Source organism: Streptomyces odontotermitis, from assembly GCF_050510915.1.
GTDB lineage: Bacteria > Actinomycetota > Actinomycetes > Streptomycetales > Streptomycetaceae > Streptomyces.
Genome location: NZ_JBNJLS010000007.1, coordinates 53,290 through 74,966, shown reverse-complemented (window position 1 = coordinate 74,966; position 21,677 = coordinate 53,290). Strand labels below are relative to the sequence as shown.

Annotated in this window: 22 protein-coding genes; 15 read left to right on the top strand and 7 right to left on the bottom strand. The window is 74.0% G+C overall.

Annotated features, from left to right (window positions below):
- Positions 1-15: 15 nt before the first annotated feature.
- Together ACQB60_RS21250 and ssgD are read right to left on the bottom strand one after the other, a co-directional pair.
- On the bottom strand, positions 16-750 hold the full coding sequence (locus ACQB60_RS21250; RefSeq protein WP_496927630.1) for a siderophore-interacting protein: 735 nt from the start codon (positions 748-750) through the stop codon (positions 16-18).
- Between the two features lie 53 nt (positions 751-803).
- Positions 804-1,214 carry a spore wall synthesis regulator SsgD gene (ssgD, locus tag ACQB60_RS21245; RefSeq protein ID WP_496927629.1) on the bottom strand — a complete coding sequence of 137 codons (411 nt, stop codon included), beginning with the start codon at positions 1,212-1,214 and terminating at the stop codon, positions 804-806.
- 221 nt (positions 1,215-1,435) lie between these two features.
- Here ssgD and ACQB60_RS21240 point away from each other — a divergent pair, with 221 nt between their 5' ends.
- A complete protein-coding gene (locus tag ACQB60_RS21240) occupies positions 1,436-3,133 on the top strand; it encodes a sigma factor (RefSeq protein ID WP_496927628.1) in 1,698 nt (565 codons plus the stop codon).
- Between the two features lie 124 nt (positions 3,134-3,257).
- Positions 3,258-4,811 (top strand): ATP-dependent DNA ligase, encoded by a 1,554-nt coding sequence (locus tag ACQB60_RS21235; protein ID WP_496927627.1) that lies wholly within the window; start codon positions 3,258-3,260, stop codon positions 4,809-4,811.
- Between the two features lie 5 nt (positions 4,812-4,816).
- Here ACQB60_RS21235 and ACQB60_RS21230 read toward each other — a convergent pair whose 3' ends face one another.
- The gene (locus tag ACQB60_RS21230) at positions 4,817-5,770 is read right to left on the bottom strand and encodes an aminoglycoside phosphotransferase family protein (protein ID WP_496927626.1); all 954 of its coding nucleotides are present in this window, start codon (positions 5,768-5,770) and stop codon (positions 4,817-4,819) included.
- A gap of 140 nt (positions 5,771-5,910) precedes the next feature.
- Here ACQB60_RS21230 and ACQB60_RS21225 point away from each other — a divergent pair, with 140 nt between their 5' ends.
- The 3 genes from ACQB60_RS21225 to ACQB60_RS21215 are packed head-to-tail and all read left to right on the top strand — an operon-like array spanning position 5,911 to position 8,848.
- Positions 5,911-6,993 (top strand): ABC transporter substrate-binding protein, encoded by a 1,083-nt coding sequence (locus ACQB60_RS21225; protein WP_496927625.1) that lies wholly within the window; start codon positions 5,911-5,913, stop codon positions 6,991-6,993.
- A gap of 5 nt (positions 6,994-6,998) precedes the next feature.
- Positions 6,999-8,033, top strand: a complete 1,035-nt coding sequence (locus ACQB60_RS21220; protein WP_496927624.1) for a FecCD family ABC transporter permease — start codon at positions 6,999-7,001, stop codon at positions 8,031-8,033.
- Entirely contained in the window at positions 8,030-8,848 is an 819-nt protein-coding gene (locus ACQB60_RS21215; RefSeq protein WP_496927623.1) for an ABC transporter ATP-binding protein, read from the top strand. The genes ACQB60_RS21220 and ACQB60_RS21215 overlap by 4 nt, the downstream gene beginning before the upstream one ends.
- A 41-nt stretch (positions 8,849-8,889) precedes the next feature.
- Here the strand turns inward: ACQB60_RS21215 and ACQB60_RS21210 are convergent, their stop codons facing one another.
- Positions 8,890-9,426 carry a sigma-70 family RNA polymerase sigma factor family protein gene (locus tag ACQB60_RS21210; RefSeq protein ID WP_496927622.1) on the bottom strand — a complete coding sequence of 179 codons (537 nt, stop codon included), beginning with the start codon at positions 9,424-9,426 and terminating at the stop codon, positions 8,890-8,892.
- 134 nt (positions 9,427-9,560) lie between these two features.
- Positions 9,561-10,301, bottom strand: a complete 741-nt coding sequence (locus tag ACQB60_RS21205; protein ID WP_496927621.1) for a vWA domain-containing protein — start codon at positions 10,299-10,301, stop codon at positions 9,561-9,563.
- A gap of 91 nt (positions 10,302-10,392) precedes the next feature.
- On the opposite strand from ACQB60_RS21205, the gene ACQB60_RS21200 reads away from it, so the two are divergent.
- The 4 genes from ACQB60_RS21200 (at position 10,393) to ACQB60_RS21185 (ending at position 14,991) form a co-directional block, all read left to right on the top strand.
- Entirely contained in the window at positions 10,393-11,943 is a 1,551-nt protein-coding gene (locus ACQB60_RS21200; RefSeq protein ID WP_496927620.1) for an MFS transporter, read from the top strand.
- 25 nt (positions 11,944-11,968) lie between these two features.
- Positions 11,969-13,480, top strand: a complete 1,512-nt coding sequence (locus ACQB60_RS21195; RefSeq protein ID WP_496927619.1) for an MFS transporter — start codon at positions 11,969-11,971, stop codon at positions 13,478-13,480.
- A gap of 54 nt (positions 13,481-13,534) precedes the next feature.
- Positions 13,535-14,401, top strand: a complete 867-nt coding sequence (locus tag ACQB60_RS21190; RefSeq protein ID WP_496927618.1) for a class I SAM-dependent methyltransferase — start codon at positions 13,535-13,537, stop codon at positions 14,399-14,401.
- 116 nt (positions 14,402-14,517) lie between these two features.
- Positions 14,518-14,991 carry a carboxymuconolactone decarboxylase family protein gene (locus ACQB60_RS21185; protein ID WP_496927617.1) on the top strand — a complete coding sequence of 158 codons (474 nt, stop codon included), beginning with the start codon at positions 14,518-14,520 and terminating at the stop codon, positions 14,989-14,991.
- Positions 14,992-15,019: 28 nt separating this feature from the next.
- Here the strand turns inward: ACQB60_RS21185 and ACQB60_RS21180 are convergent, their stop codons facing one another.
- Positions 15,020-15,487: a GNAT family N-acetyltransferase gene (locus ACQB60_RS21180; protein ID WP_496927616.1), complete on the bottom strand. Its 468-nt coding sequence runs from the start codon at positions 15,485-15,487 to the stop codon at positions 15,020-15,022.
- 337 nt (positions 15,488-15,824) lie between these two features.
- Here ACQB60_RS21180 and hemC point away from each other — a divergent pair, with 337 nt between their 5' ends.
- Positions 15,825-16,760, top strand: a complete 936-nt coding sequence (gene hemC, locus ACQB60_RS21175) for a hydroxymethylbilane synthase (protein ID WP_496927615.1) — start codon at positions 15,825-15,827, stop codon at positions 16,758-16,760.
- A gap of 92 nt (positions 16,761-16,852) precedes the next feature.
- Here hemC and ACQB60_RS21170 read toward each other — a convergent pair whose 3' ends face one another.
- Positions 16,853-17,719, bottom strand: coding sequence for a LysR family transcriptional regulator (locus tag ACQB60_RS21170; protein ID WP_496927614.1), 867 nt, complete (start codon positions 17,717-17,719; stop codon positions 16,853-16,855).
- Between the two features lie 213 nt (positions 17,720-17,932).
- Here ACQB60_RS21170 and ACQB60_RS21165 point away from each other — a divergent pair, with 213 nt between their 5' ends.
- The 5 genes from ACQB60_RS21165 to ACQB60_RS21145 all read left to right on the top strand — a co-directional run bounded on the left by ACQB60_RS21165 (position 17,933) and on the right by ACQB60_RS21145 (position 21,677).
- Complete coding sequence (locus ACQB60_RS21165) at positions 17,933-18,832, top strand: EamA family transporter (RefSeq protein ID WP_496927613.1); 900 nt, start codon at positions 17,933-17,935, stop codon at positions 18,830-18,832.
- A 19-nt stretch (positions 18,833-18,851) separates the two neighbouring features.
- A complete protein-coding gene (locus tag ACQB60_RS21160) occupies positions 18,852-19,385 on the top strand; it encodes a P-loop NTPase family protein (RefSeq protein ID WP_496927612.1) in 534 nt (177 codons plus the stop codon).
- 184 nt (positions 19,386-19,569) lie between these two features.
- Positions 19,570-19,926, top strand: coding sequence for a hypothetical protein (locus ACQB60_RS21155; RefSeq protein ID WP_496927611.1), 357 nt, complete (start codon positions 19,570-19,572; stop codon positions 19,924-19,926).
- 159 nt (positions 19,927-20,085) lie between these two features.
- Positions 20,086-20,874 (top strand): ABC transporter ATP-binding protein, encoded by a 789-nt coding sequence (locus ACQB60_RS21150; RefSeq protein ID WP_496927610.1) that lies wholly within the window; start codon positions 20,086-20,088, stop codon positions 20,872-20,874.
- Positions 20,871-21,677, top strand: coding sequence for an ABC transporter permease (locus ACQB60_RS21145; protein ID WP_496927609.1), 807 nt, complete (start codon positions 20,871-20,873; stop codon positions 21,675-21,677). Before ACQB60_RS21150 ends, ACQB60_RS21145 begins: the two co-directional genes overlap by 4 nt.

The window sequence follows — 21,677 nt, the reverse complement described above, 5'->3', positions numbered from 1 at the left end:
CACGGGAGTCGGCCGCTACACGGACGCCGTGGCGCGCCAGTAACCCAGGGCGTGCACGCGCTCCTTGGGGACGGCGAGCTGTCTGCGGACGTACGTGGCGAGGGTCCGGGTCGTCGCCGTGTCACAGGTGATCCAGACGTAGGTGTCGTCGGGATCCTCGACCAGGGCGGGGAGTTCGGCCTTGACCCGCTGGACCAGGCGGGCGCCGGAATCCTGCCGCTCGACGGTGCGCCGCTCGTGGTGGGCGGGGTTCAGGCGCAGCGGCACGTCACGGTCACTGGGGTGCTGGGTCTCCAGCCAGAGGGTCGCGGGCACCGAAGGCATCGACTCCAGAAGGGAGTTGACCGCCGGGAGCGCGGCCGTGTCCCCGACGACCAGGAGCCGGGACGGCAGCGGGTCCGGCACGGTGAAGCCCGTACCGTGGACGGTCGCCTCGATGGTGTCGCCCGCCCGGGCGGTGCGCGCCCAGTCGCTGGCCGGGCCGTCGTGCAGGGCGAATTCGAGGCTGAAGGTGCCGGCGGCCGGGTCGGGGTCGACGAGGGTGTAGGCCCGCTGGTGCGGCTTGCCCGCCGCGTCGAACCACATCCGCACCCACATCGTCGGGTGCACCCCGGTCGCGGCGAGCATGCCACCGTCGGTGAGCCGCAGTCGCCGGTAGTGCTCGGTGACCTCCTCGGCCCTGGTGACGGTGAACGTGAAGTCCTTGCCGTTCAGCAGCTTGAGAACGACCCCCTGCCAGCCACGCCCCACCGCGCATCCCCTCCCGAGACATCCGGACCCCTATTGAGTTAGGGCAGCCTAACCTAAGGACCGAGGAGGCGGGCAAGACCCCGGTCCAGATCGAGCCGGTCCGCCTCGCCCCCGGACGGCACCACCGCGTACGACCGCTGCAGAAAGCGGCGCAGCACGGCCCGGTCGAACTGCACCAGGGCCAGCCCCGCCGGGGCGTGGAACTCCAGGACGGTGCGCGCCCGCCCGCACGGCCAGATGTGCACGTCACCGCTGCCGGCCGGGGCGCGCAACCCCTCCTCCAGGAGCCGCCGCCCGAAGATCCAGGTCACCTCGGCGCCGTCGAGGGAGACGTCGGGCGGGAAGACGACCTGGACCGCCAGGGGGTCGGAGTCGGAGTAGCGGAGCGTCACGGGCACGGGGTGCTCGCGGCCCTCGGCGGTGATCAGGCGGGCACGGGCGGGCTGCTCGAGGGCGACGGTCATGACGGGCTCCACTCTTCTTCGAGTCCTCTTCGAGGGGTGACTCATGTGCCCTTACGAGTCGTGAGGGGCGGCCGTGATTACGCGATGCACGGATCAATCCCTGTGACCTGTGCCACTCCCCCCTTCAAAAGTCGGACATGTCGGACCTAGAGTTTCGAACTCGTCCGAATCCCCGAGCCCCCCGCTGAGCTCCCCGCAGTGGGACGGGAGAGTGTCCTGCCATGACCGACGGCCCCGCAGCCGTGCCCGCCACCGCCTCGTACGCCCGGATCTACGAGGCGGAGCAGCGGCGCCTGCTCGCCTACGCGCGCTCGCTGACCGGCAGCCCCTGGGTCGCCGACGACCTCGTCGCGGAGGCCCACTTCCGCGTGTGGCGCCGCCTGGCCGCCGGGCACGAGATCGAGAACGTACCGGCGTACCTGATGACGACGGTGCGCCACCTCGCGACGGCGGTGGGGCGCAGCGCGGCCCGCGAGACGCCGCACGACCCGCAGGCGGCCGAGCCCGTCGAGCGGGTCTCGGTGCACGGCCACCACGGCGACGCGGCGGACCCGGCGAGCCGGCTCGGCTCCGTCGACCTGCTCGCGCGCGTCCTCGGCCAGCTGCCCGAGCGGTGGGTGCAGGCCCTGTGGCTCGCGGAGGCCGAGGGCCAGCCGCTGGAGGCGGTGGGGCGGCGGATCGGCGCGGGCCGCGGGGCGACGGCGGTGCTGCTGCACCGGGCCCGCGAGGGGATGCGGCAGGCGTTCCTGCGCGCACACCCCGGCACGCCGGAGGACCCCGCGTGCGAGCCGCACTGGGAGCGCATGCCGGGCCACATACGCGGCGAGACCACGGCCGCCCAGTCAGAGCGGCTGGTGGCCCACCTGGACGACTGCCCCGACTGCCGGGCCCGGCTCGCGCTCCTGACCCGCGCGAACAACCGGCTGCCCGCCCTTGCCGGTCCCGCGCTGCTCATCTTCGTGCTCGGCGGGGCGGGGAAGTTCCTGGTGCCGGTGATGGCGGCGGGGGCGGCGGGGGCTGCGGCTTCGGGCTCTGCCGGTTCCGCGGGTTCCGCGGGTTCCGCTTCGGCGGGGCACGGTGGTCCGCTGAGCGCGGTCGCGCAGGGGGCGCGCGGTGCGCGGCACGGCATACGTCACGTGCTCACCGCCGGGGGCAAGCTCTCCGTCGCGGTGGGCGGGGCGGTCGGCGTCTCGGTCGCGGGGGCGGCGGTCGCGGCGGGGCTCGTGCTCGGTGGGGTGGGGGACGCGGCTCCGGCGTCTTCGGAGCGGGCGTCCGTGGTGGACAGGGGAGCCACGGAGGAGGGGGATCACTCGTCGCGGGACCAGGGCCAGGACCAGGATGAGGGGGGCCGTGGTCAGGACCAGGGGGACGGCGGGCAGGACCAGGACCGGAACCGGGACCGGGACCGGGACCGGGACCAAGGGCAGAGCCCGGGGGTGGGGGTGCGGGTTCCCGCCCCGGCGGCCCGGCCCTCACAGCCCACCGCGAAGCCCGTGGTCCCGGCCCCCGCGCGCCCTGCCGCTCCGGAGCCCGAGAGCCCGCCCGCGCCCGAACGGCCCGCCCCCCAGCCGGACGCCCCGGACCCGGCCGCCCCGGACCCGACGCAACAGCCCGCCGAACCCACCAGCCCCCCGGCGCCCGACCCAACTCCCCCGACGCCCACGCCGGTTGACCCGACACCGGTGAACCCGACACCTGTGGACCCCACACCCGTCGATCCGACACCCGTCGACCCGACACCCCCACCCGTCGACCCCGAGCCGACCCCTCCCCCGGTCGACCCCGAACCCACACCCGACCCCGACCCGGGCCAGGGCACCGACCCCGGCACCGGCACCGGGACCGACCCCGGCACCGACCCCGGCCAGGGCTCCACCTGCGTCTGGCTCGGCCCGGTCGTCATCTGCCACAGCGCCTGACCGGACCAGCCTCCACCCGAGCCCCCGCCAGGGCCCCGACCGGCACCCCCTGCCCCCGCCCGGCACCCCCGCCGGGGACGTCTCACAGGCGGCGCCCCGCCCCCGTACGTTGCACGATGGACGCATGCTCCTCGCCCGGCTCGCCCGTGTGTCCAAGGAGGTCGCCGCCACCTCGGCGCGGTCCCGGAAGATCGCTCTGCTCGCGGAGCTGTTCCGGGACGCGGAGCCGGACGACGCGCCCCTCGTCATCCCCTACCTCGCGGGACGGCTCCCGCAGGGGCGGCTCGGCGTCGGGTGGCGGGTGCTCAGCGAACCGGTGCCGCCCGCGGCCGGGCCGACCCTGACCGTGCGCGCGGTGGACGCGGCGTTCACCGCGCTCGGAGCGGTCTCCGGGGCCGGCTCGCAGGCCGAACGCAGGCGCCTTGTCGAGGAGTTGATGGGTGCGGCCACCGAGGACGAGCAGCGCTTCCTGTTCGGGCTGCTCACCGGTGAGGTGCGGCAGGGCGCCCTGGACGCGGTCGCCGTGGAGGGGCTCGCCGGGGCGACGGGCGCGGACCCGGCGGAGGTGCGGCGCGCGGTGATGCTCGCCGGAGCCGTGGCCCCGGTGGCGCGGGCTCTGCTCACGGACGGCCCCGCCGCGCTCGCCGCGTTCCGGCTGACCGTCGGCCGCCCCGTCCTGCCGATGCTCGCGCACAGCGCCGCGTCGGTCGCCGAGGGCATCGACAAGCTCGGGCCGTGCGCGGTCGAGGAGAAGCTGGACGGCATCCGCGTACAGGTGCACCGCGAAGGCCCCGACGACGTGCGGGTGTACACCCGCACCCTCGACGACATCACCGACCGCCTCCCCGAACTCACCGCGGCCGCACGAGACTTGGCCGGGGGGCAGTTCATTCTCGACGGTGAGGTCATCGCCCTCGACGGGGCGGGGCGGCCGCGGCCCTTCCAGGAGGTCGCGGGGCGCGTCGGCTCCCGCGTCGACGTCGCGCGCGCCGCGGCCGAACTGCCCCTCTCCCCCGTCTTCTTCGACGCCCTTTCGGTCGACGGACAGGACCTGCTGGACCTGCCGTTCGCCGAGCGGCACGCGCACCTCGCCCGTCTGGTGCCCGAGCCGATGCGGGTGCGCCGCACACTGGTGGCCGACCCCGCCGACGCGGCGGCCCGGCAGGCGGCCGACGCGTTCTTCGCGGACACCCTGCGGCGGGGCCATGAGGGCGTGGTCCTGAAGGGGCTCGAGGCCCCGTACAGCGCCGGGCGGCGCGGCGCGTCCTGGCTGAAGGTGAAGCCGGTGCACACCCTCGACCTGGTGGTCCTCGCCGCCGAGTGGGGGCACGGGCGGCGCACCGGCAAGCTGTCCAACCTGCACCTGGGGGCGCGGGGTCCTGACGGCTCGTACGCCATGCTCGGCAAGACGTTCAAGGGCATGACGGACGCGATGCTGGCCTGGCAGACCGAGCGGCTGCAAGAGCTCGCGGTCGAGGACGACGGGCACGTGGTCACGGTCCGGCCCGAACTCGTCGTGGAGATCGCCTACGACGGCCTGCAGAAGTCCACGCGCTATCCGGCGGGCGTCACGCTGCGGTTCGCGCGCGTGGTGCGCTACCGCGAGGACAAGGCACCCGCCGAGGCGGACACGGTGGCGACGGTGCTCGCCAACCACCAGGCGGGGGACGGTGATTGAGGCGGTCAGCCCGCGAAGCGGGCGTGGTCGGTGAGCACCGCCTCGATCACCCGCCGGTTGACCCGGGCCTGCACCGGATCGGTGTCGACGCACTCGGACAGCACGAGCAGCGCCTTCCACAGCGCCCAGCCCCGGGCCCGCGCCCACGTCCCCTCGTCCTGTCCGACCGCCTCGCGGAACGCCTCCCGGCCCGCGCCCTCGAACATGCCCCAGGCGGCCACCAGATCGCACGCCGGGTCGCCGATGCCCGAGGTGCCGAAGTCGATGACGGCCGCCAACTCGCCCCGCTCGACCAGGAGGTTGCCGGAGGCGATGTCGCCGTGGAACCACACGGGCGCGCCCTGCCACTCGGCGGCCAGCGCGTCCTCCCACACGACGGCGGCCCGTTCCGTGTCGACGCGTCCCTTCAGCAACTCCAGGCAGCGGCGCGTCTCTTCGTCGTAGTGCGCGGGTGACGCTCCCCGGTAGAAGCTGTGCTCCCCCGCGAGGGGCCCGCCGGTCGCGTCACAGCGCTGCAGGGCGCGCAGGAACTCGGCCACGGAAACGGCGAGTCGGGGCCAGTCCTCGATGTGTCCCCGCGCCACGGTCTCGCCCGTCAGCCAGCCGCGTACCGACCACGGGAAGGGGTACCCCTCGCCCGGTTCGCCCTTGGCGAGGACCGGCGGCACGGCGACGGGCAGCGCGGGCGCGAGCCGGGGCAGCCACTCGTTCTCCTTGTCGACCGCGGCCACGTATCCGGCGGCGGTGGGCAGCCGCGCCGTCTTGTCGTCGCCGAGGCGGTAGGTGCGGTTGTCCCAGCCGTCGACCTCCACGGGCGCCACGGGCAGCCCGCTCCACTGCGGGAACTGCGCGGCGACCAGGCGCCGTACGAGAGCGGCGTCGATACCGGCACGGCCGTCGGCGGGAGAGGCGGCGAGGGAGGTAGCGGGGGAGGTAGCGGCGGCAGGGGTGTCGGCCATCCGGCGATGATCCGCGCCGGGCCCGCCGCGCGACAACCGAATATTCGCGGGAACCCCACGGGCCGCTCCCCCGACTCCTGGTGCGAGCGATGACCGCGCTCCCCTCACCTCGCACCGCACCGCACCACCCGGGAGATCCCATGCCGTCAGGACGAACCGCCGCCGCGCGCCTGTCCGTTGCCGTCACGCTGTCCGCGGCCCTCTGCCTGGCGGTGAGCGGCTGCCAGTCGGGCGGGGGCTCCGCCGCACCCGACGAAGCCTCCCGTGACGGCGGCGGCTATCCGGTCACCGTCACCAACTGCGGCACCACCCATACGTACGAGAAGGCCCCGAGCCGGGTCGTCGTGATGAACGGCGGCTCGGTCGCCGAGGTCTCCTCGCTGCTCGCCCTCGGGCTCGGTGACCGGATCGTCGCCAACGCGCAGTCCTACGGCAGGTCCGAGGTGAAGGGGCGGGCCAAGGCCGTCGCCGCGCTGCCGACCGGCGGGATCAAACTCAACGAGGCGATGGACATCCCGCGCGAGCCGATGCTCGGGCTGCGGCCGGACTTCGTGATGTCGACGTGGGGCGGCGGCTTCGCCGCGAGCGGCGGGTTCGCGACGCGCGAGGACCTGGAGACGGCCGGGGCGGGAGCGTACACACCGCACCGCAACTGCTCGCCCTCCGGCGACGACGGCATGGACGCGACGGTCGAGGACAGTTACGCGATGCTCCGCGACCTGGGGCGGATCTTCGACGTGCGGCAGCGCGCCGAGCGGCTGATCACCGCCTCGAAGCAGCGGATCGCCGCGGCGAGCAAGGCAGTTGAGGCGACGGGCACGAAGGGAGCGTCGGGGACGAAGCGGCGGCCGCGGGTCATGGTGACCTTCGCGGGCATGAACATGGGCACCAACGACTTCAGCTCGGTGGCCGCGCACGGCGTCTACAACGACATCCTCGCCAAGGCGGGCGGCACCAACGCCTTCGCGGGCGCGTCGAAGACGATGTTCGCCGACCTCAGCAAGGAGCAGGTGGCCGCCGAGCCCGTCGACGCGCTCGTGGTCATCTCCTACCGGTACGCGGATCCGGACGCGTACGCCCGCAAGGTGCTGCGGCAGTTCCCGCAGTGGCCCGCCGCGAAGAAGAAGCGGTACGTCGTGCTCTCCGACTCGATGTATCTGGGCCCCAGTTCGGACCTGGCCGTGGAGCGCATCGCGCGGCTGCTCCACCCCGAGGCGTTCTGAACGCCATGGCGGTCCGTGAACGGCGCGCCTCGCTTCTCGTGTTCGGCGTGCTCTGTGCCCTTCTCGCCGTCGCCGTCCTGGTGTCGATCGGCGTCGGATCGGTGTCCGTGCCGGCCGGCCAGACCTGGCTGATCGTCCGCGACCACCTGGGCCTCGGCTCGTACACCGGGGATCCGGTGCGGGCGCAGATCGTCTGGGAGTTCCGCACGCCCCGGGTGCTGCTCGCCGCGCTCGCGGGGGCCGGGCTCGCGGTGGCGGGCGTGGTGCTGCAGGCCGTCGTCGCCAACCCCCTCGCCGACCCCTATGTACTGGGGGTCTCCTCAGGAGCCTCGTTCGGGGCGGTGCTCGTGCTCACCCTGGCGTCGGGCGCGCTGGGCGGGCTCGGGGTGTCGTCGGCGGCGTTCGCGGGGGCGGTGGGGGCGGTGGCCCTCGTCTTCCTCCTCGGGCGGCGGCACGGCCGGCTCGCGCCGACGCGGCTCGTGCTGTCCGGGGTGGCGGTCGGCTATCTGCTCCTTGCCGCGACGAGCTGTCTGCAACTACGGGCCACGCCCAACGAGCTGCGTGCGGTGATGTTCTGGATGCTCGGCAGCGTCGCGGGCGCCCAGTGGCGGCAACTCCCCGTCGTCGCCTGCGTGGTGACGGCCTCCACGGCACTCCTCACCCTGTACGGGCGGCGCCTCAACGCCCTGCTCGCCGGGGAGGAGTCGGCGACGGCGCTCGGCGTGGACGTGCACCGGTTGCGCGCGGTGCTGCTCCTGCTCTCCTCGCTCCTGACGGGCACGGTCATCGCGGTCGCGGGCGGCATCGGCTTCGTGGGCCTGATGGTCCCGCACCTCGTGCGCCTCGCCCTCGGCGCCGACCACCGCCGTCTGCTGCCCCTGTCCGCGGTGTCCGGGGCCCTGTACCTGGTCCTGGTCGACCTCCTGTCCCGGACCGTCGACCGCCCCAACGAACTGCCGCTCGGCATCCTCACGGCGCTGTTCGGGGCGCCCTTCTTCCTGTGGCTGCTGCGCCGCAACAAGAGTCTGGACACGGCGTGAAAGACCTGCGGGGCTCGCACCTGCCCACCGACCACCGCACCACCCTCACGGTGACGGGCCTGTGCGTCTCCCTCTCCCGCACCCCGATCCTCCACGACATCGCGGTGCGCGCGGAACCTGGGGCGATCGTCGGGATCGTCGGCCCCAACGGCAGTGGAAAGTCCACCCTGTTGAGGTCCGTGTACCGGGCGCTGCGGCCGGACGCGGGCGCGGTCCTGGTGGGCGGCGACGACATCTGGTCGCTCTCCGCCCGCGCGGCCGCCCGGCGCACCGCGGCCGTCCTCCAGGACCCTGCGGGCGGCCCGGCGGGTCTGACGGTCACGGAGGTCGTGGCCCTCGGCCGCACCCCGCACCACGGGCTGCTCGGCCGCGAGGGTGCGCGGGACCGCGCGGCCGTCGACGAAGCGCTGGACCGGACCGGCGTACGGGAACTGGCGGACCGCGAGCTCGCCACGCTCTCCGGCGGCCAGCGCCAACGCGTGCTGCTGGCCCGCGCGTTGGCGCAGCGGCCGGGTCTCCTCGTCCTCGACGAGCTGACCAACCACCTCGACGTCCGGGCCCGCTTCGAACTGCTCGGCCTGATCCGGTCCACCGGCACGACGACGCTCGCCGTCCTGCACGACCTGGACCTGGCGGCCCGGCTCTGCGACGAGCTGGTGGTGCTGCACGAGGGGCGGGCCACCGCGGCGGGCCCCGCCCTCGACGTGCTCACGCCCGGCCTGCTGCGCGACGTGTTCGGCGTCAACGCCTCGGCGGCACGGGACGCGGACGGCGTCGTCCGCCTCACGTATGCGGCGGATCCGCTGGCGCCGTAAGGGAGTTGACGGGCGGGGCGACGGGCGGGGCGACGGGCGGGTCACCGGGGGCCCGGCGCACCGCCCCGCAGCCTGCGCCGCGCGTCCGCCACGAGCGCGTACGTGGCGGCAGGGGTCCGCCCCAGCGTCACCGCCACGTCGTCGAGCGCCACCGCGAAAAGGTGGTGCAGCAGGAACGCGAGGCGCTCCGGGGCCGGCAGGGTCTCCAGGACGACGAAGAGGGCGAGAACGAAGGAGTCTCCCCCGGCCCCCGGCTCGGGCCCCGCCGCAGCGGCCGTGTCGGAACGCGACGCGCAGCCCGGCCCACTGCCCGGCCCAGCCCCCGGTCCAGTACCCGGCCCGCCTGGCTCCGCCGACCGCGCCCGCAGCCGCCGCACACACGCCCGCCCCACCTCCGTGGTCAGCCACAGGTCGAGTCCGGTCTCCCGGTCGAGCCTCTCCCGCGCTGTCCTCAGGGCCGCGTCGGCCGCCTCCGCCGAGCCCAGGAAACGCTGGGCCAGCGCCCGCAGCCGGGGTCCGTCCAGCTCGAACTCCCGTATCGGCCATGCCTGCCCGTCCCGCACCGTCCGCTCGCTCACGGGTCACGCCCCCATCCGTCACGGCGCCGACACCCGACTGCGGCAGCCTCAGTACCACGTAGACGCGGCAGCCGCCCCGGATGTGACGCGACCGCGCCGCGCCGGGCGCCCACGGCAGCGGAGTCAGGAAGGGGTCAGGGGGCGATCCCCTGGGCGCGCGCCGCCGCGAGCCAGCCGGGGAACTCGCTCAGGAGGCTGTCGTACAGCGTGTCGTCGGACAGGGCGCGCGGGTCGCGGCCCGCGGGGAAGAAGCCCGCGTTGTCGACGACGCGCTGCGCGGGGACGGCGAGGTCGTCGAGCTTGTGGAGGAAGCGGAACTCGTTGTCGCCGGGGTCGCCGAAGCCGATGAACTGCCAGAACAGGGGCAGCCGCGCGGCCTTGCACAGATAGCGCTCGGCCGCGGCCCTGCTGGTGGGGCCGCCGTCGGTCTGGAAGACGACCAGGGCAGGGGCCCGGCTCCCGGAGTCGAGGTAGTGGTCCAGGACGGCGTCCATCGCCCAGTGGTAGTTGGTCCGCCCCATGTGCCCGAGGGAGGAGTGCAGCTTCGCGATGCGGTCGCGGTAGTTGGCGAGGTCCAGGTCGGCGGCGCCGTCGACGTCCGTGCTGAAGAAGGTCAGCGGCACGGTGGCGTCGTCGTCGAGGTGCGCGGCCAGGCCAAGGATCTGCTCGGCGAGGTGCTGCACCGTGCCGTCGCGGTAGAACTCGCGCATCGAGCCGGACCGGTCGAGGACCAGGTAGACGGCCGCGCGGGTCCCTTCGAGCGCGTGCTTGCGCAGGCTGACGGCGGCGCTCTTGTAGAGGTTCACCAGGCCCGGAGCCTGGCGCTCCACCTTGGTGAGACTGATGGCGGGGGCGGCGGGGTCGTTCGGAGGCACCCCGCAAGAGTGCCAGGTCGCGACCCCCGGGGACTACGCCTAACGTGTGACGGGGGGCGACTCGTGCGACCCGGGGGGCTGGAGGCCACCGATGGACCGAGCGCCCGCGCCCGAACCGGGCCAGGAAAGCGTCACCGCGTACGCCCCGCCCGTGACCGGCACGCCCACCGGCACCGTCGCCCCGCAGTCCACCGGCGGGAAGCACGAGCACCGCTGGCTGATCCTCGCCGTCGTCGGCGTCGCCCAGCTCATGGTCGTCCTGGACGCGACCATCGTGAACATCGCGCTGCCCTCGGCCCAGCGGGACCTCGGGTTCAGCGACGGCAACCGGCAGTGGATCGTCACCGCGTACGCCCTCGCCTTCGGCAGCCTGCTGCTGCTCGGCGGGCGCATCGCCGACCTCGTCGGACGCAAGGTCGTCTTCCTCGCGGGCCTGGCCGGGTTCGCCGTGGCCTCCGCGATCGGCGGCGCCGCGACGAGCTTCTCCATGCTGGTGGCGGCGCGCGCCCTGCAGGGCGTGTTCGGCGCGCTGCTCGCGCCCGCCGCGCTGTCCCTGCTGACCACGACGTTCACCGATCCGCGCGAGCGCGCGAAGGCATTCGGCATCTACGGCGCCATCGCGGGCGCGGGCGGCGCCGTCGGCCTGCTGCTCGGCGGCGTCCTCACCGAGTATCTGAACTGGCGCTGGTGCCTGTACGTGAACCTGGCGTTCGCCGTCGTCGCGATGATCGGCGGGGCCCGGCTGCTGCACGCGGGCGCCCCCGCGGACCGCCCGAAGCTCGACGTGCCGGGCACGCTCCTCGTCTCGGCGGGCCTGTTCTGCATCGTCTACGGCTTCAGCAACGCCGAGACGCACGCCTGGAGCGACGTACAGACCTGGGGCTTCCTGGTGGTGGGCGCGGTGCTGCTCGTCGCGTTCGCGTGGTGGCAGACGCGGGCCGTGCATCCGCTGCTGCCGCTGCGGGTGGTGATGGACCGGGACCGGGGCGCCTCGTTCCTGGCGATGTTCATCTCCGGTGCGGGCATGTTCGGCGTCTTCCTCTTCCTCACCTACTACTTGCAGCAGATCCTCGGGTACACCCCCGTCAAGACGGGCCTCGCCTTCCTGCCGATGGTCGCCGTGATGGTGGTGGTCTCGGTGATCACGACCAACAACCTGGTGCCGCGCCTCGGGGCGAAGCCGATCGTGCCGCTCGGCATGGGGCTCGCGGCCGCCTCGATGGTGTGGTTCACCGCCCTTGATCTGACCAGCAGTTACCCGGCGCACGTGCTGCCGCCGCTGCTCGTCGCGGGCGCCGGGCTCGGCCTGGTCTTCGCACCGGGGATGAGCATGGCGACCGCCGGGGTCGCCGCGCACGACGCGGGCGTGGCCTCGGCGATGGTCAACACCAGCCAGCAGGTGGGCGGTTCGATCGGTACGGCCCTGCTCAACACGCTCGCCACCAGCGCGGCCACCGACTACCTCGTGGGCAAGCAGCCGTCGCCGGACCTCCAGGCCCGGGCGGCGATGCAGAGCTACTCGACGGCGTACTGGTGGTCGGCCATATTCTTCGCGATCGGCCTCGTCGTCACGGTCGTCCTGTACCGCAGGGGCGCCCCGGCCCACCCGGCCGACGCGGGCGGCGGCGCGGTGCACATGTAGCGAGCGCGAGGAGACCCGTACATCCATGAACTCCGCGGCCGCAGAGGGCGGTTCACCGGCCGCCGCCGGGGTGGCCCTCGCCTCCGCGCGCGGCCGCTGGGTGCTGGCCTGCGCGGTCCTCGCCTCGGGCATGGCGCTCCTCGACGGCACCGTCATCAACGTCGCGCTGCCCACACTCGGCCGCGACCTGGACGCCTCGCTGTCGGCGCTGCAGTGGGTGGTCAACGCGTACATGCTCACGCTCTCGGCGCTGCTGCTGCTCGGCGGGGCGCTCGGGGACCGCTTCGGGCGGCGCCGGGTACTCGTCGTGGGAGTGGTGTGGTTCGCGCTCGCCTCGGCGGCGTGCGGGCTCGCCCAGAACGTGGGCATGCTCATCGCGGCCCGCGCCCTGCAGGGTGTCGGCGGGGCGCTCCTGACCCCGGGCTCTCTCGCGCTCGTCCGTTCCTCGTTCCGCCCGCGCGACCAGGCGAAGGCGGTGGGCGCGTGGTCGGGGCTCGGCGGGGTGGCGGGCGCGGTGGGGCCGTTCCTCGGGGGCTGGCTGATCGACGGGCCCGGCTGGCGCTGGATCTTCCTCATCAACATCCCGCTGGCGGCCCTGGTCCTGTTCGCGGCGCGCCACGTCCCGGAGAGCCGCGACGAGTCGGCGGCCGACCGCCCCTTCGACGTGCCCGGCGCGGTCCTCGGGGCGCTCTGCCTCGCGGGCATCAGCTTCGCGCTGATCGGCGCCTCGGGCGACGCACCCGCAACAGCCGCTGTCCCAGGGGCGATCGGCCTCCTCTCGGGCATCGCCTTCACTCTGACGGAGCGCCGCCGCACCAATCCCATGCTGCCCCTGTCCCTCTTCCGCTCCTCGCTCTTCTCCGCCGCGAACCTCATGACGCTCTGCCTGTACGCGGCCATCGGCGGCATCCTGTTCATGCTCCCGGTCCAGTTGCAGACGACCCTCGGCTACGACGCCCTGCGCGCCGGCACGGCGACGCTCCCCATCACGATCCTGATGCTCCTGCTCTCGGCCCCCGCGGGCGCCCTGGCCGCGCGCCTGGGCCCCCGGCTCCCCCTCACCCTCGGCCCGCTCATCGCCGCGACCGGCGTCCTGCTCATGCTCCGCGTCGGCCCGAACTCCTCGTACGTGACGGACGTCCTGCCCGCCGTCGTCGTCCTGGGCCTGGGCATGAGCACCTTCGTGGCGCCCCTGACGGCCACCGTCCTGGCCTCGGTCGACGCGAGCCGCGCGGGCCTGGCCAGCGGCGTCAACAACACGGCGGCCCGCATCGCCCAGCTCCTGGTCGTCGCCGCGCTCCCCCTGGCGGTCGGCCTCTCCGGCACGGCGTACGCGGACCCGGCCGCCCTCAATACCTCCTTCCACCGCGCGGCGTTCGGCTGCGCGTCCCTCTTCGCCCTGGCGGCCCTGGCAGCGGTCGTGTTCGTGCACCCCACCCCGGACCAGTGGCACGGCGACACCGGCAACGCACCGCAGTGCAAGTCCCATCTGGGCGTGCAGGCGCCGCCGTTGGAGCCGGGGGGTGAGCGGGGGTGAACGGCGGGATGCGCCCCGTATCGTCGGGTCGGCCGTCGAGGGAATCATGGACAGGTGGTGACGGGCGTGGTGGCCGGGTGGGAGTGGGACGAGAGTCTGTTCGCGGGGACGGCCGCCTATTACCGGCGGGGGCGGTTGCCCTATGCGGCCGGGCTCGCGGAGGCGCTCGCCGGGGTGCTCGGGCTCGACGGGCGGGGGCGGCTCCTCGATGTGGGGTGCGGGCCCGGCACGGTCGGGCTGACGCTCGTGGACCTCTTCGGTGAGGTCGTCGGCGTGGACCCGGACGCGGGGATGATCGAGGAGGCGGTGCGCGCCGCGGCCGCGCGAGGCGTCGCAGGGAAGACCCGGTGGGTGCGGGCGCGGGCCGAGGAACTGCCCGCCGGGCTCGGCGAGTTCACCGTCGTGGCCCTCGCCCAGTCCTTCCACTGGATGGACCGCGCGCTGGTGGCGGCGACCGTACGGGACATGCTGCGGCCCGGTGGCGCTCTGGTGCACATCTCGGACGTGAAGCCGGACGTGAAGGAGGATCCGTCGGCGGCCGGGGGTGCGCTGCCGTGGCCGGTGGTTCCGTATGAGGCGGTCCAGGAGCTGGTCGTCCGTCACCTGGGGCCCGTGCGGCGGGCGGGGCGCGGTGTGCTGCCGCAGGGGACGCCCGGCGGGGAGGAGGAGTACTACGCGCGGGCGGGGTTCGCCGGACCCGAGCGCCATGTCGTGCCCGGCGGGGAGGAGTGGGAGCGCACCGCCGACGACGTCGTGGCGTGGGTGTTCTCCCTGTCGTCCTCCGCCCCGCATCTGTTCGGCGCCGAGCTCTCCGTCTTCGAGTCGGAGCTGCGCAGCCTGCTCGGCCGCGCCTCCCCCGCGGGGCGCTTCTCCGAACGCGGGCCGGGGACCGAGGCCGTCGTCTGGCGGAAGGCCCCCTGACGAGCTGACGGCTGACGGGCTGACGAGACGCGCGTCACATCCCTCCCCGTGTCACATTCCGGCGAGGTCGTTCCGTCCTAGGTGTGTAGCCAACAGGAACGACCAAGGAGTGGGCCATGGAACCCCGTCTGAACCTCTTCGAGAACGCGGTCATCGGCAAGGCTCTCAAGCACTTCATCGCGGCCAACAAGGCGATCGTGGGCTCGACGCTGCCGACCGCGACGCAGGAGCTGGTGAAGATCCGGGCCAGCCAGATCAACGGCTGCGCCGGCTGCCTCGACATGCACACCAAGGACGCCGTGGCCGCCGGTGAGACCTCCGTGCGGCTCAACCTGGTAGCCGCCTGGCGCGAGGCCAAGGTCTTCACCGAGGCCGAGCGCGCCGCCCTGGAGCTGGCCGAGGAGGGCACCCGCATCGCCGACGCGGCGGGCGGCGTCAGCGACGAGGTGTGGGCCAACGCCGCCAAGCACTACGACGAGGACCAGCTCGCCGCCCTGGTGGCGCTCATCGCCCTCATCAACACCTTCAACCGCGTGAACGTCATCACCCAGCAGCCCGCGGGCGACTACCAGCCCGGCATGTTCGACTAGCCGACCGGCCGGGGCGCGCGGTCGGGGGTCAGGCAGACGAGGACGTGTCGGTTCCGCTCTCCCTCACGAAGAGCGTGACCGACACCGTCTCGCGGAAGCCGTTGCGCCGCATCAGCCCGGCCGACGCCGTGTTGCGCGACTCCACGTCCGTGACGACGGCGGCCGCGCCCGCCTCCGTGAGCGCCGCGACGCACTCCTGGACCAGCCGGGTGGCGATGCCCTGCCCCTGGTACGCGGGGGCGCTGGCGATCCACTCCAGGTTCCCCCAGTCCGTGCGCTGGTCGAACCCCATCGAGCCGAGCACGAACCCGGCCACGCGCTCCCCGTCGAGCGCCACCCGGCACGCCGAGCCCGCACCCTCCATGTGCGCGGCGATCGCGGACAGCGACCAGGACGTGTACGGCTTCACCGTCGTGTCGTACACCTCGTGGCCGAGTGCGAGGACGTCGGCCAGGTGGGCGGCGGTCATCGGGGCGAGGGTGATGGGGCTGGACACCGGGAGCCTCCCAGGCGGCGGGCAGCGAGCAGCGGGCGGAGCGGGCGCCCAGGGGCGCGGGCGGGTTCACGGTAAGGGGGCTCGGGGGCGCGCGCATTTCGGAGCGAGGGGGGGGCCGGGGGGGCGTGCGGTGCCGCGCGCCTGCCGCACGACGAGCCGCGCCCCTGTCGTACGGCTTGTCGTAGGGCTTGCCGTAGGACTTGCCGTACGGCTTGTCGTAGGGCTTGTACGGCTTGTCGTACGGTCTGCAATCCCCTTGATCCAGAAGCCTGTTGACGCACCGGCGATGTGCAAGTGAATGCGGGGAGCGGGCCCCGGAGGACTTATGGTGGACCGCATGTCTGCCCCTGAACTGATCCGCATCGTCTCCCGCTCCTCCCCGATGGCGCTGGCCCAGGTGGAGCGGGTGCGGGCCGAACTGGGTGCGCTGCACCCGGGAATCCGCACCGAGGTCGTGCCCGTGACGACGTCCGGTGACCGCTGGATGGGTGACCTCGCGAAGCTCGGCGGCAAGGGCGCCTTCACCAAGGAGGTCGACGCCGCGCTGCTCGCCGGGAAGGCGGACCTCGCGGTGCACTGCGTCAAGGACGTGCCGGCCGACCGGCCGCTGCCCGCGGGCACCACGTTCGCCGCGTTCCTCAAGCGGGACGACATCCGCGACGCGCTCATCCACCCGGGCGGACTGACCCTGGACGAGCTTCCCGCGGGCACCCGCATCGGCACGTCCGCGGTCCGCCGCATCGCCCAACTCGCCGCCTCCCACCCGCACTTGGAGTGCGTGCCGATGCGCGGCAACGCGGGCCGCCGGATGGAGAAGCTCGCGGCGGGCGACGCGGACGCGCTACTGCTCGCCGTCGCGGGCCTGGAGCGCATCGACCGGCTCGACGTGGCCAGCGAGGTGCTGTCGGTGGAGACGATGTGCCCGTCCATCGGCGCCGGGATCCTCGCGCTGCAGTGCCGCGAGGACGACACCGAGACCATCGACGCGGTGACGGGTCTCGGCGACCCGGACGCCTGGCGGGAGGCGACCGCCGAGCGCATGTTCCTGCACGTCCTGCAGGGCCACTGCAACTCCCCCATCGCCGGGTACGCCCGCGCCGAGCGCGGCGGCGACCTCTCGCTGCGGGCCCGCGTGTTCACGCCGGACGGCAAGACGGTCCTCAACGCCCACGAGTGGGCGGGCCCCCTGGACCCGGCGACCCTCGGCACATCGGTGGCGGTCACGCTGCTGCGCCAGGGCGCCCGCGAACTCATCGACGGCATCCCGCACTGAGCGACTGCGACCGGCCCTCCCGCCGAGCGAGCGGCCCTCCCCGCTGAGCAGCTGACCCTCTCGCTGGGCAGCTGCCCCCCCCCGCTGAGCAGCTAGCCCTTCTGCCCGGCTCCATAGATCTCGTGTGCCAGGGCCACCAGGTCCGGGATGGCCGGATGCCCTACGCCCTCGCGCCAGGCCAGGACGACGGGGACGGTGGGTGCGCCCACGAGGGGGCGGTAGATCAACGACGGGTGCGCGTGGTTGCTCGCGGTGGCCGAGGTGGAGACGCCCACGGCCCGGCCCGCCGCGATGGCGATGAGCCACTCGTCGGTGTTGGTCACCTCGAGGGTCGCGGCGGGGCGTGCCGTGGGCGGCCACAGGTCGAGGGTCGTGGTGCCGGACACGGTGTTGATCGCAATGGGGTGCGCGACGAGGTCCGCCAGGGTGACCTGCGGGAGCGCCGCGAGCGGGCTGTCCGCGGCCATGACGACCACCCGCTCCTCGTACAGGAGCGGTTCCGTGCGCAGCCCGGGCGAGCTGACCGCGCCGCGCAGGAGCGCCGCGTCGACCTTGCCGCGGGTGAGCCCGGCCGTGCGGTCGTCGACGCGGAGCAGCTCCAGCGGGGTGCCGGGGCGGGTCTCGTCCCAGCGGCGCAGCAGCGGAACGGTGCGGTCGCCGAACGCCGCCCAGGTGTGGCCGAGCCGCAGCGGCCAGCTCTTGAGGCCCCTGGGGTCGAGGGCCGTCTCCACGGCGGCGAGCGCGGCGGCGGCCTTGTCGCGGAACGTCTCCCCCTCGGCAGTCAGCTCCAGGTGGTGCGTGGAGCGGTCGACGAGCCGGGTGCCCAGGTGGTCCTCGAGCTGGCGCAGGGTGCGGGAGAGCGCGGGCTGGCCCAGGTGGAGGCGGGTGGCGGCGCGGGTGATGCCGCCCTCCTCGGCGATGGTGAGGAAGGCCCGCAGATGACGCAGCTCGATGGTCATGCCTCCGGAGCATAACCGCAGTGGAACAGGCATTTCACAGGGAGCGCGGGGCTTCCTAGCGTGGGGGACATGACACCCAGGGCGCACCTTTCCTCTACGGCGCACAACTCCCCCGCCCCACCGATGCCTGCGCGACCGATGCCTGCGCACGCGCCCCCTTCGCACCTGACCCCTGCGCCCGCGACTCCTTCGGGACCGCTGTCCTCGGAACCGATGCCTTCGGACGCGGGAGGGGCTCCTTCCGTAGCCGCCGGGACCGTCGTGCGGCGCGCCCCCGGCCGCGGCTCCCTCACCGGCGTCGGCCTGGTCCTGGCCGGGACGCTGTCCGTGCAGTTCGGGTCGGCCTTCGCCGCGCTGCTGTTCCCCCGCGCGGGAGCGCTCGGCACGGTCGCGCTGCGCATCGCGTTCGCCGCCGTGCTGCTGCTGGTCGTGGCGCGGCCCCGGCTGCGCGGGTACGCGCGGGCCGACTGGGCCGTGGTCTGCGGCTTCGGTCTCGCGCTCGGGGGCATGAACAGCCTCTTCTACCAGGCGATCGACCGGATCCCGCTGGGTGCGGCCGTCACCCTGGAGGTGCTCGGGCCGCTGCTGCTCTCGGTGGCCACCTCGCGCCGCGCCGCCAGTCTGCTGTGGGCGGGGCTCGCGCTCGCCGGGGTGTATCTGCTCGGCAGCGACGGATTCGGCAGCCTGAACGTGGCGGGTGTGGCCTTCGCCCTGGGCGCCGGGGCGATGTGGGCCGCGTACATCGTGTTCAACTCCCGTGCGGGCGCCCGCTTCCCGCGCCTGGACGGACTGGCCATCGCGATGTCGGTGGCCGCCCTGGTCACGCTGCCGCTCGGCATCGGCGCGGCGGGCTCCACGCTGCTCGAACCGGCGGTGCTCGGGCTCGGCCTGGCCATCGCCGTGGTGAGTTCGGGGGTGCCCTACACCCTGGAGCTGCTCGCGCTGCGGCGGCTGCCCGCGGCGACGTTCGCGGTCCTGACGAGCCTCGCGCCCGCCGTCGCCGCCCTCGCCGGCTTCCTCGTCCTCGGCCAGGGGCTGACGCTGCCGCAGTGCGCGGCGGTCGCGATGGTGGTCGCGGCCAGCGCGGGTGCGGTCCGTACCGGGGGTCGCTGACGCCGTAGGGTGAGCGGCCATGCGACGGATCTTGGTGGTGGGTGTCACGGGCGCAGGCAAGTCCACGCTCGCCCGCGCCGTGGGCGAGCGACTGGGCCTGCCGTACCACGAGATGGACGCGCTGTACTTCACCGGGCCCGGCTGGGCGGTGAACGACCGGCTGGCCGAGACGGTGTCGCGCCTGACGGCCGAGGACCGCTGGGTGATGGACTCGCTCGGCGCCCCCGAGGTCCGCGACCTGATGTGGGAACGGGCCGACACCGTCGTCTGGCTCGACTACCCGCGCCGCGTGATCATGCCCCGCGTCCTGCGCCGCTCGCTGCGCCGCACGGCCACCCGCGCGCGCGTCTTCGGCGGCAACCGGGAGACCTGGTCGGCGTGGCTGACCACCGACCACCCGGCGTGGTCGGCCTGGTCCCAGTACGCGAGCCGCCGCCGCACTCTCGCCGACCGGACCCGCGACCCCCGCTTCGCCCCGCTCACCACCCTGCGCCTCGCCCGCCCCGACGAGGCGGCGGCCTGGCTGGCCGCACTGCCCCGCGAGCGCTCCTAGGTCCCACCGCCCCCCTCCGGGGCCGCTCCGGGGTCTCTCCGGGGTCCCTCCGGTCCCTCACACGGCCCAGGAACGATCGTTCCTGCGGCTCCCGTTGGGGTGAACGCGGCCGAGCGGTGCCTGTCCCGCGGGCTGCCGGGACAGGCTTGGCGGGACCGATTCCCCTTTGTCGCAAGGAGCCTTGATGCGCCTTCGTACGACCCTGTCCGCCGCCCTCGGAGCCCTCGCCCTCACCCTCGCCGTGCCGTCCTCCGCGGCCGCGGCCACCGGCGACTTCTCCTACCAGTACGTCGGTTTGAACGGCGCGCCGCAGTCGGCGGCCCTGCACGACCCGCAGAGTCCGGGCTGCGTCCCGCTCGCCGAGGTCGCGGACCCCGGCTCGTCCGAGCCCGCCTTCGCCCCGCACAACGACACCGACGAGTGGGTGATGGTGTTCACCGAGCCCGACTGCACGGGCGACTCCTGGACCCTGCGCCCGCACGGGCAGCCCGCCTCCGACCGGCTCGAGCTGCGCTCGGTGTTCTTCACCGGCCGCCAGTAGCCGCGTGGGACCGGCCCCCTTGGGCATCCCCTGGGGGATATCCCCCACCGCAGGACGGAGGAAAGCCTCGTTCCGCCGCTGACCTGCGGGTTCTAGCGTGAAAGTGCAGTGACCGGAGCAGGTCGGGGGCACGCACGCAGGGACACGCAGGGAGTTGTGATGATCGAGGCCAAGGGTCTCACCAAGCGGTACGGACCCACCGTCGCCGTCGACGCGCTGAGCTTCGGCGTGCGGCCGGGGGCGGTGACGGGATTCCTCGGCCCCAACGGGTCGGGGAAGTCCACCACGATGCGCATGATCATGGGGCTCGACCGGCCCGACGCCGGGCAGGCCCGGATCAACGGCCGCCGTTACGAGGAGCTGCGCTGGCCCCTGCGGGAAGTCGGCGCGCTCCTGGAGGCGCGCACGTACCATCCCGGGCGCAGCGCCGCCGCCCATCTCACCGCTCTCGCCGCGGGCGGCGGCATCCCGCGCGCCCGCGTCGACGCCGTCCTGGAGACCGTGGGCCTGACCGCGGCCGCGGGGCGGCGGGCGGGCGGGTTCTCGCTCGGCATGTCGCAGCGGCTCGGCATCGCCGCCGCGCTCCTCGGCGACCCCGGCGTGCTGCTCTTCGACGAGCCGGTCAACGGGCTCGACCCCGAAGGGGTGCGCTGGATCCGGGAGTTGATGAAGTCCCTGGCCGCCGAGGGCCGCACCGTGCTGCTCTCCAGCCATCTCATCAGCGAAATGGCACTGACCGCCGATCACTTGGTGGTGATCGGTCAGGGGCGGCTGCTCGCCGACACGTCGGTGCGTGAACTCACCGCCCAGGGGAGGTCGTTGGAGGAGGCGTTCTTCGCGCTCACCTCCGGCAGCGCCGACTACCGGGGCAGCACCGCCCCGGCGAGCAGCCCCGCGAGCACCCACGCGAACAGCCACGCGAACAACCCCGAGAGGAGCGCGCGATGAGCGCCCTGAGCACCCCGGCCGCCCTCGGCGCGCCCGCCACCGGGCACCACGGCTTCCGCCAGGCCGCGCACATGGAGTGGATCAAACTCCGCAGCCTGCGCTCCACGTTCTGGGCCCTGTTCCTCGTGGTGGCGGGAATGATCGCCATCGGCGTGGTCACCATGGCCAACACCAAGGCGCCGAGCGCCGCCAAGGCCGCCTCGTTCGACCCCACGAACAACGTTCTCGCCGGTGTCGCGCTCGGCCAGCTCCTCATCGGTGTCCTCGGGGTCCTCCTCGTCACCGGGGAGTACTCCTCGGGCTCGATCCGGTCGACGTTCGCCGCGATCCCCGACCGGCGCACGGTGCTCGCCGCGAAGGCCGCCGTGTACGGCGGGATCACGCTCCTCGTCGGCGAGGCCGTCACCTTCGTCACCTTCTTCGCGGGGCGCGCCGCGCTCCGCGACGGCGTGCCCCGGCCCGCCGTCGGCGACTCCGGGGTGCTGCGGGCGCTGCTCATGTCGGGCGCGTATCTCGCCCTGATCGCACTCATCGGCATCGGCGTCGGCGCCCTCACCCGGCACACCGCGAGCGCCATCGCCGTCCTCGTCGGCATCACCTTCGTGCTGCCCGCGGTCATCGGCGGGGTCTCGGGCCCGGCCGTCGCGCAGTTCTTCCCGACGATGATCGCGGCGAACTCGCTGGCCGTCGCCAAGACCGTGCCCGACATGCTCGCGCCGTGGCCGGGCTTCCTGCTGATGTGCGGGTACGCGGCGGCGGTGCTCGGCGCGGGCGGCCGGCTGCTGGCCCGCAGGGACGCCTGA

Excerpts from the sequence above, each read along its gene's own strand:
- ACQB60_RS21230 (WP_496927626.1), bottom strand. The coding sequence starts at position 5,770 with ATGGCCGACACCCCTGCCGCCGCTACCTCCCCCGCTACCTCCCTCGCC.
- ACQB60_RS21195 (WP_496927619.1), top strand. The coding sequence starts at position 11,969 with ATGAACTCCGCGGCCGCAGAGGGCGGTTCACCGGCCGCCGCCGGGGTG.
- ACQB60_RS21160 (WP_496927612.1), top strand. The coding sequence starts at position 18,852 with ATGCGACGGATCTTGGTGGTGGGTGTCACGGGCGCAGGCAAGTCCACG.
- ACQB60_RS21145 (WP_496927609.1), top strand. The coding sequence starts at position 20,871 with ATGAGCGCCCTGAGCACCCCGGCCGCCCTCGGCGCGCCCGCCACCGGG.
- ACQB60_RS21185 (WP_496927617.1), top strand. The coding sequence starts at position 14,518 with ATGGAACCCCGTCTGAACCTCTTCGAGAACGCGGTCATCGGCAAGGCT.
- ACQB60_RS21225 (WP_496927625.1), top strand. The coding sequence starts at position 5,911 with ATGCCGTCAGGACGAACCGCCGCCGCGCGCCTGTCCGTTGCCGTCACG.
- hemC (WP_496927615.1), top strand. The coding sequence starts at position 15,825 with ATGTCTGCCCCTGAACTGATCCGCATCGTCTCCCGCTCCTCCCCGATG.
- ACQB60_RS21170 (WP_496927614.1), bottom strand. The coding sequence starts at position 17,719 with ATGACCATCGAGCTGCGTCATCTGCGGGCCTTCCTCACCATCGCCGAG.
- ACQB60_RS21165 (WP_496927613.1), top strand. The coding sequence starts at position 17,933 with ATGCCTTCGGACGCGGGAGGGGCTCCTTCCGTAGCCGCCGGGACCGTC.
- ACQB60_RS21200 (WP_496927620.1), top strand. The coding sequence starts at position 10,393 with ATGGACCGAGCGCCCGCGCCCGAACCGGGCCAGGAAAGCGTCACCGCG.
- ssgD (WP_496927629.1), bottom strand. The coding sequence starts at position 1,214 with ATGACCGTCGCCCTCGAGCAGCCCGCCCGTGCCCGCCTGATCACCGCC.
- ACQB60_RS21240 (WP_496927628.1), top strand. The coding sequence starts at position 1,436 with ATGACCGACGGCCCCGCAGCCGTGCCCGCCACCGCCTCGTACGCCCGG.
- ACQB60_RS21155 (WP_496927611.1), top strand. The coding sequence starts at position 19,570 with ATGCGCCTTCGTACGACCCTGTCCGCCGCCCTCGGAGCCCTCGCCCTC.
- ACQB60_RS21150 (WP_496927610.1), top strand. The coding sequence starts at position 20,086 with ATGATCGAGGCCAAGGGTCTCACCAAGCGGTACGGACCCACCGTCGCC.
- ACQB60_RS21235 (WP_496927627.1), top strand. The coding sequence starts at position 3,258 with ATGCTCCTCGCCCGGCTCGCCCGTGTGTCCAAGGAGGTCGCCGCCACC.
- ACQB60_RS21220 (WP_496927624.1), top strand. The coding sequence starts at position 6,999 with ATGGCGGTCCGTGAACGGCGCGCCTCGCTTCTCGTGTTCGGCGTGCTC.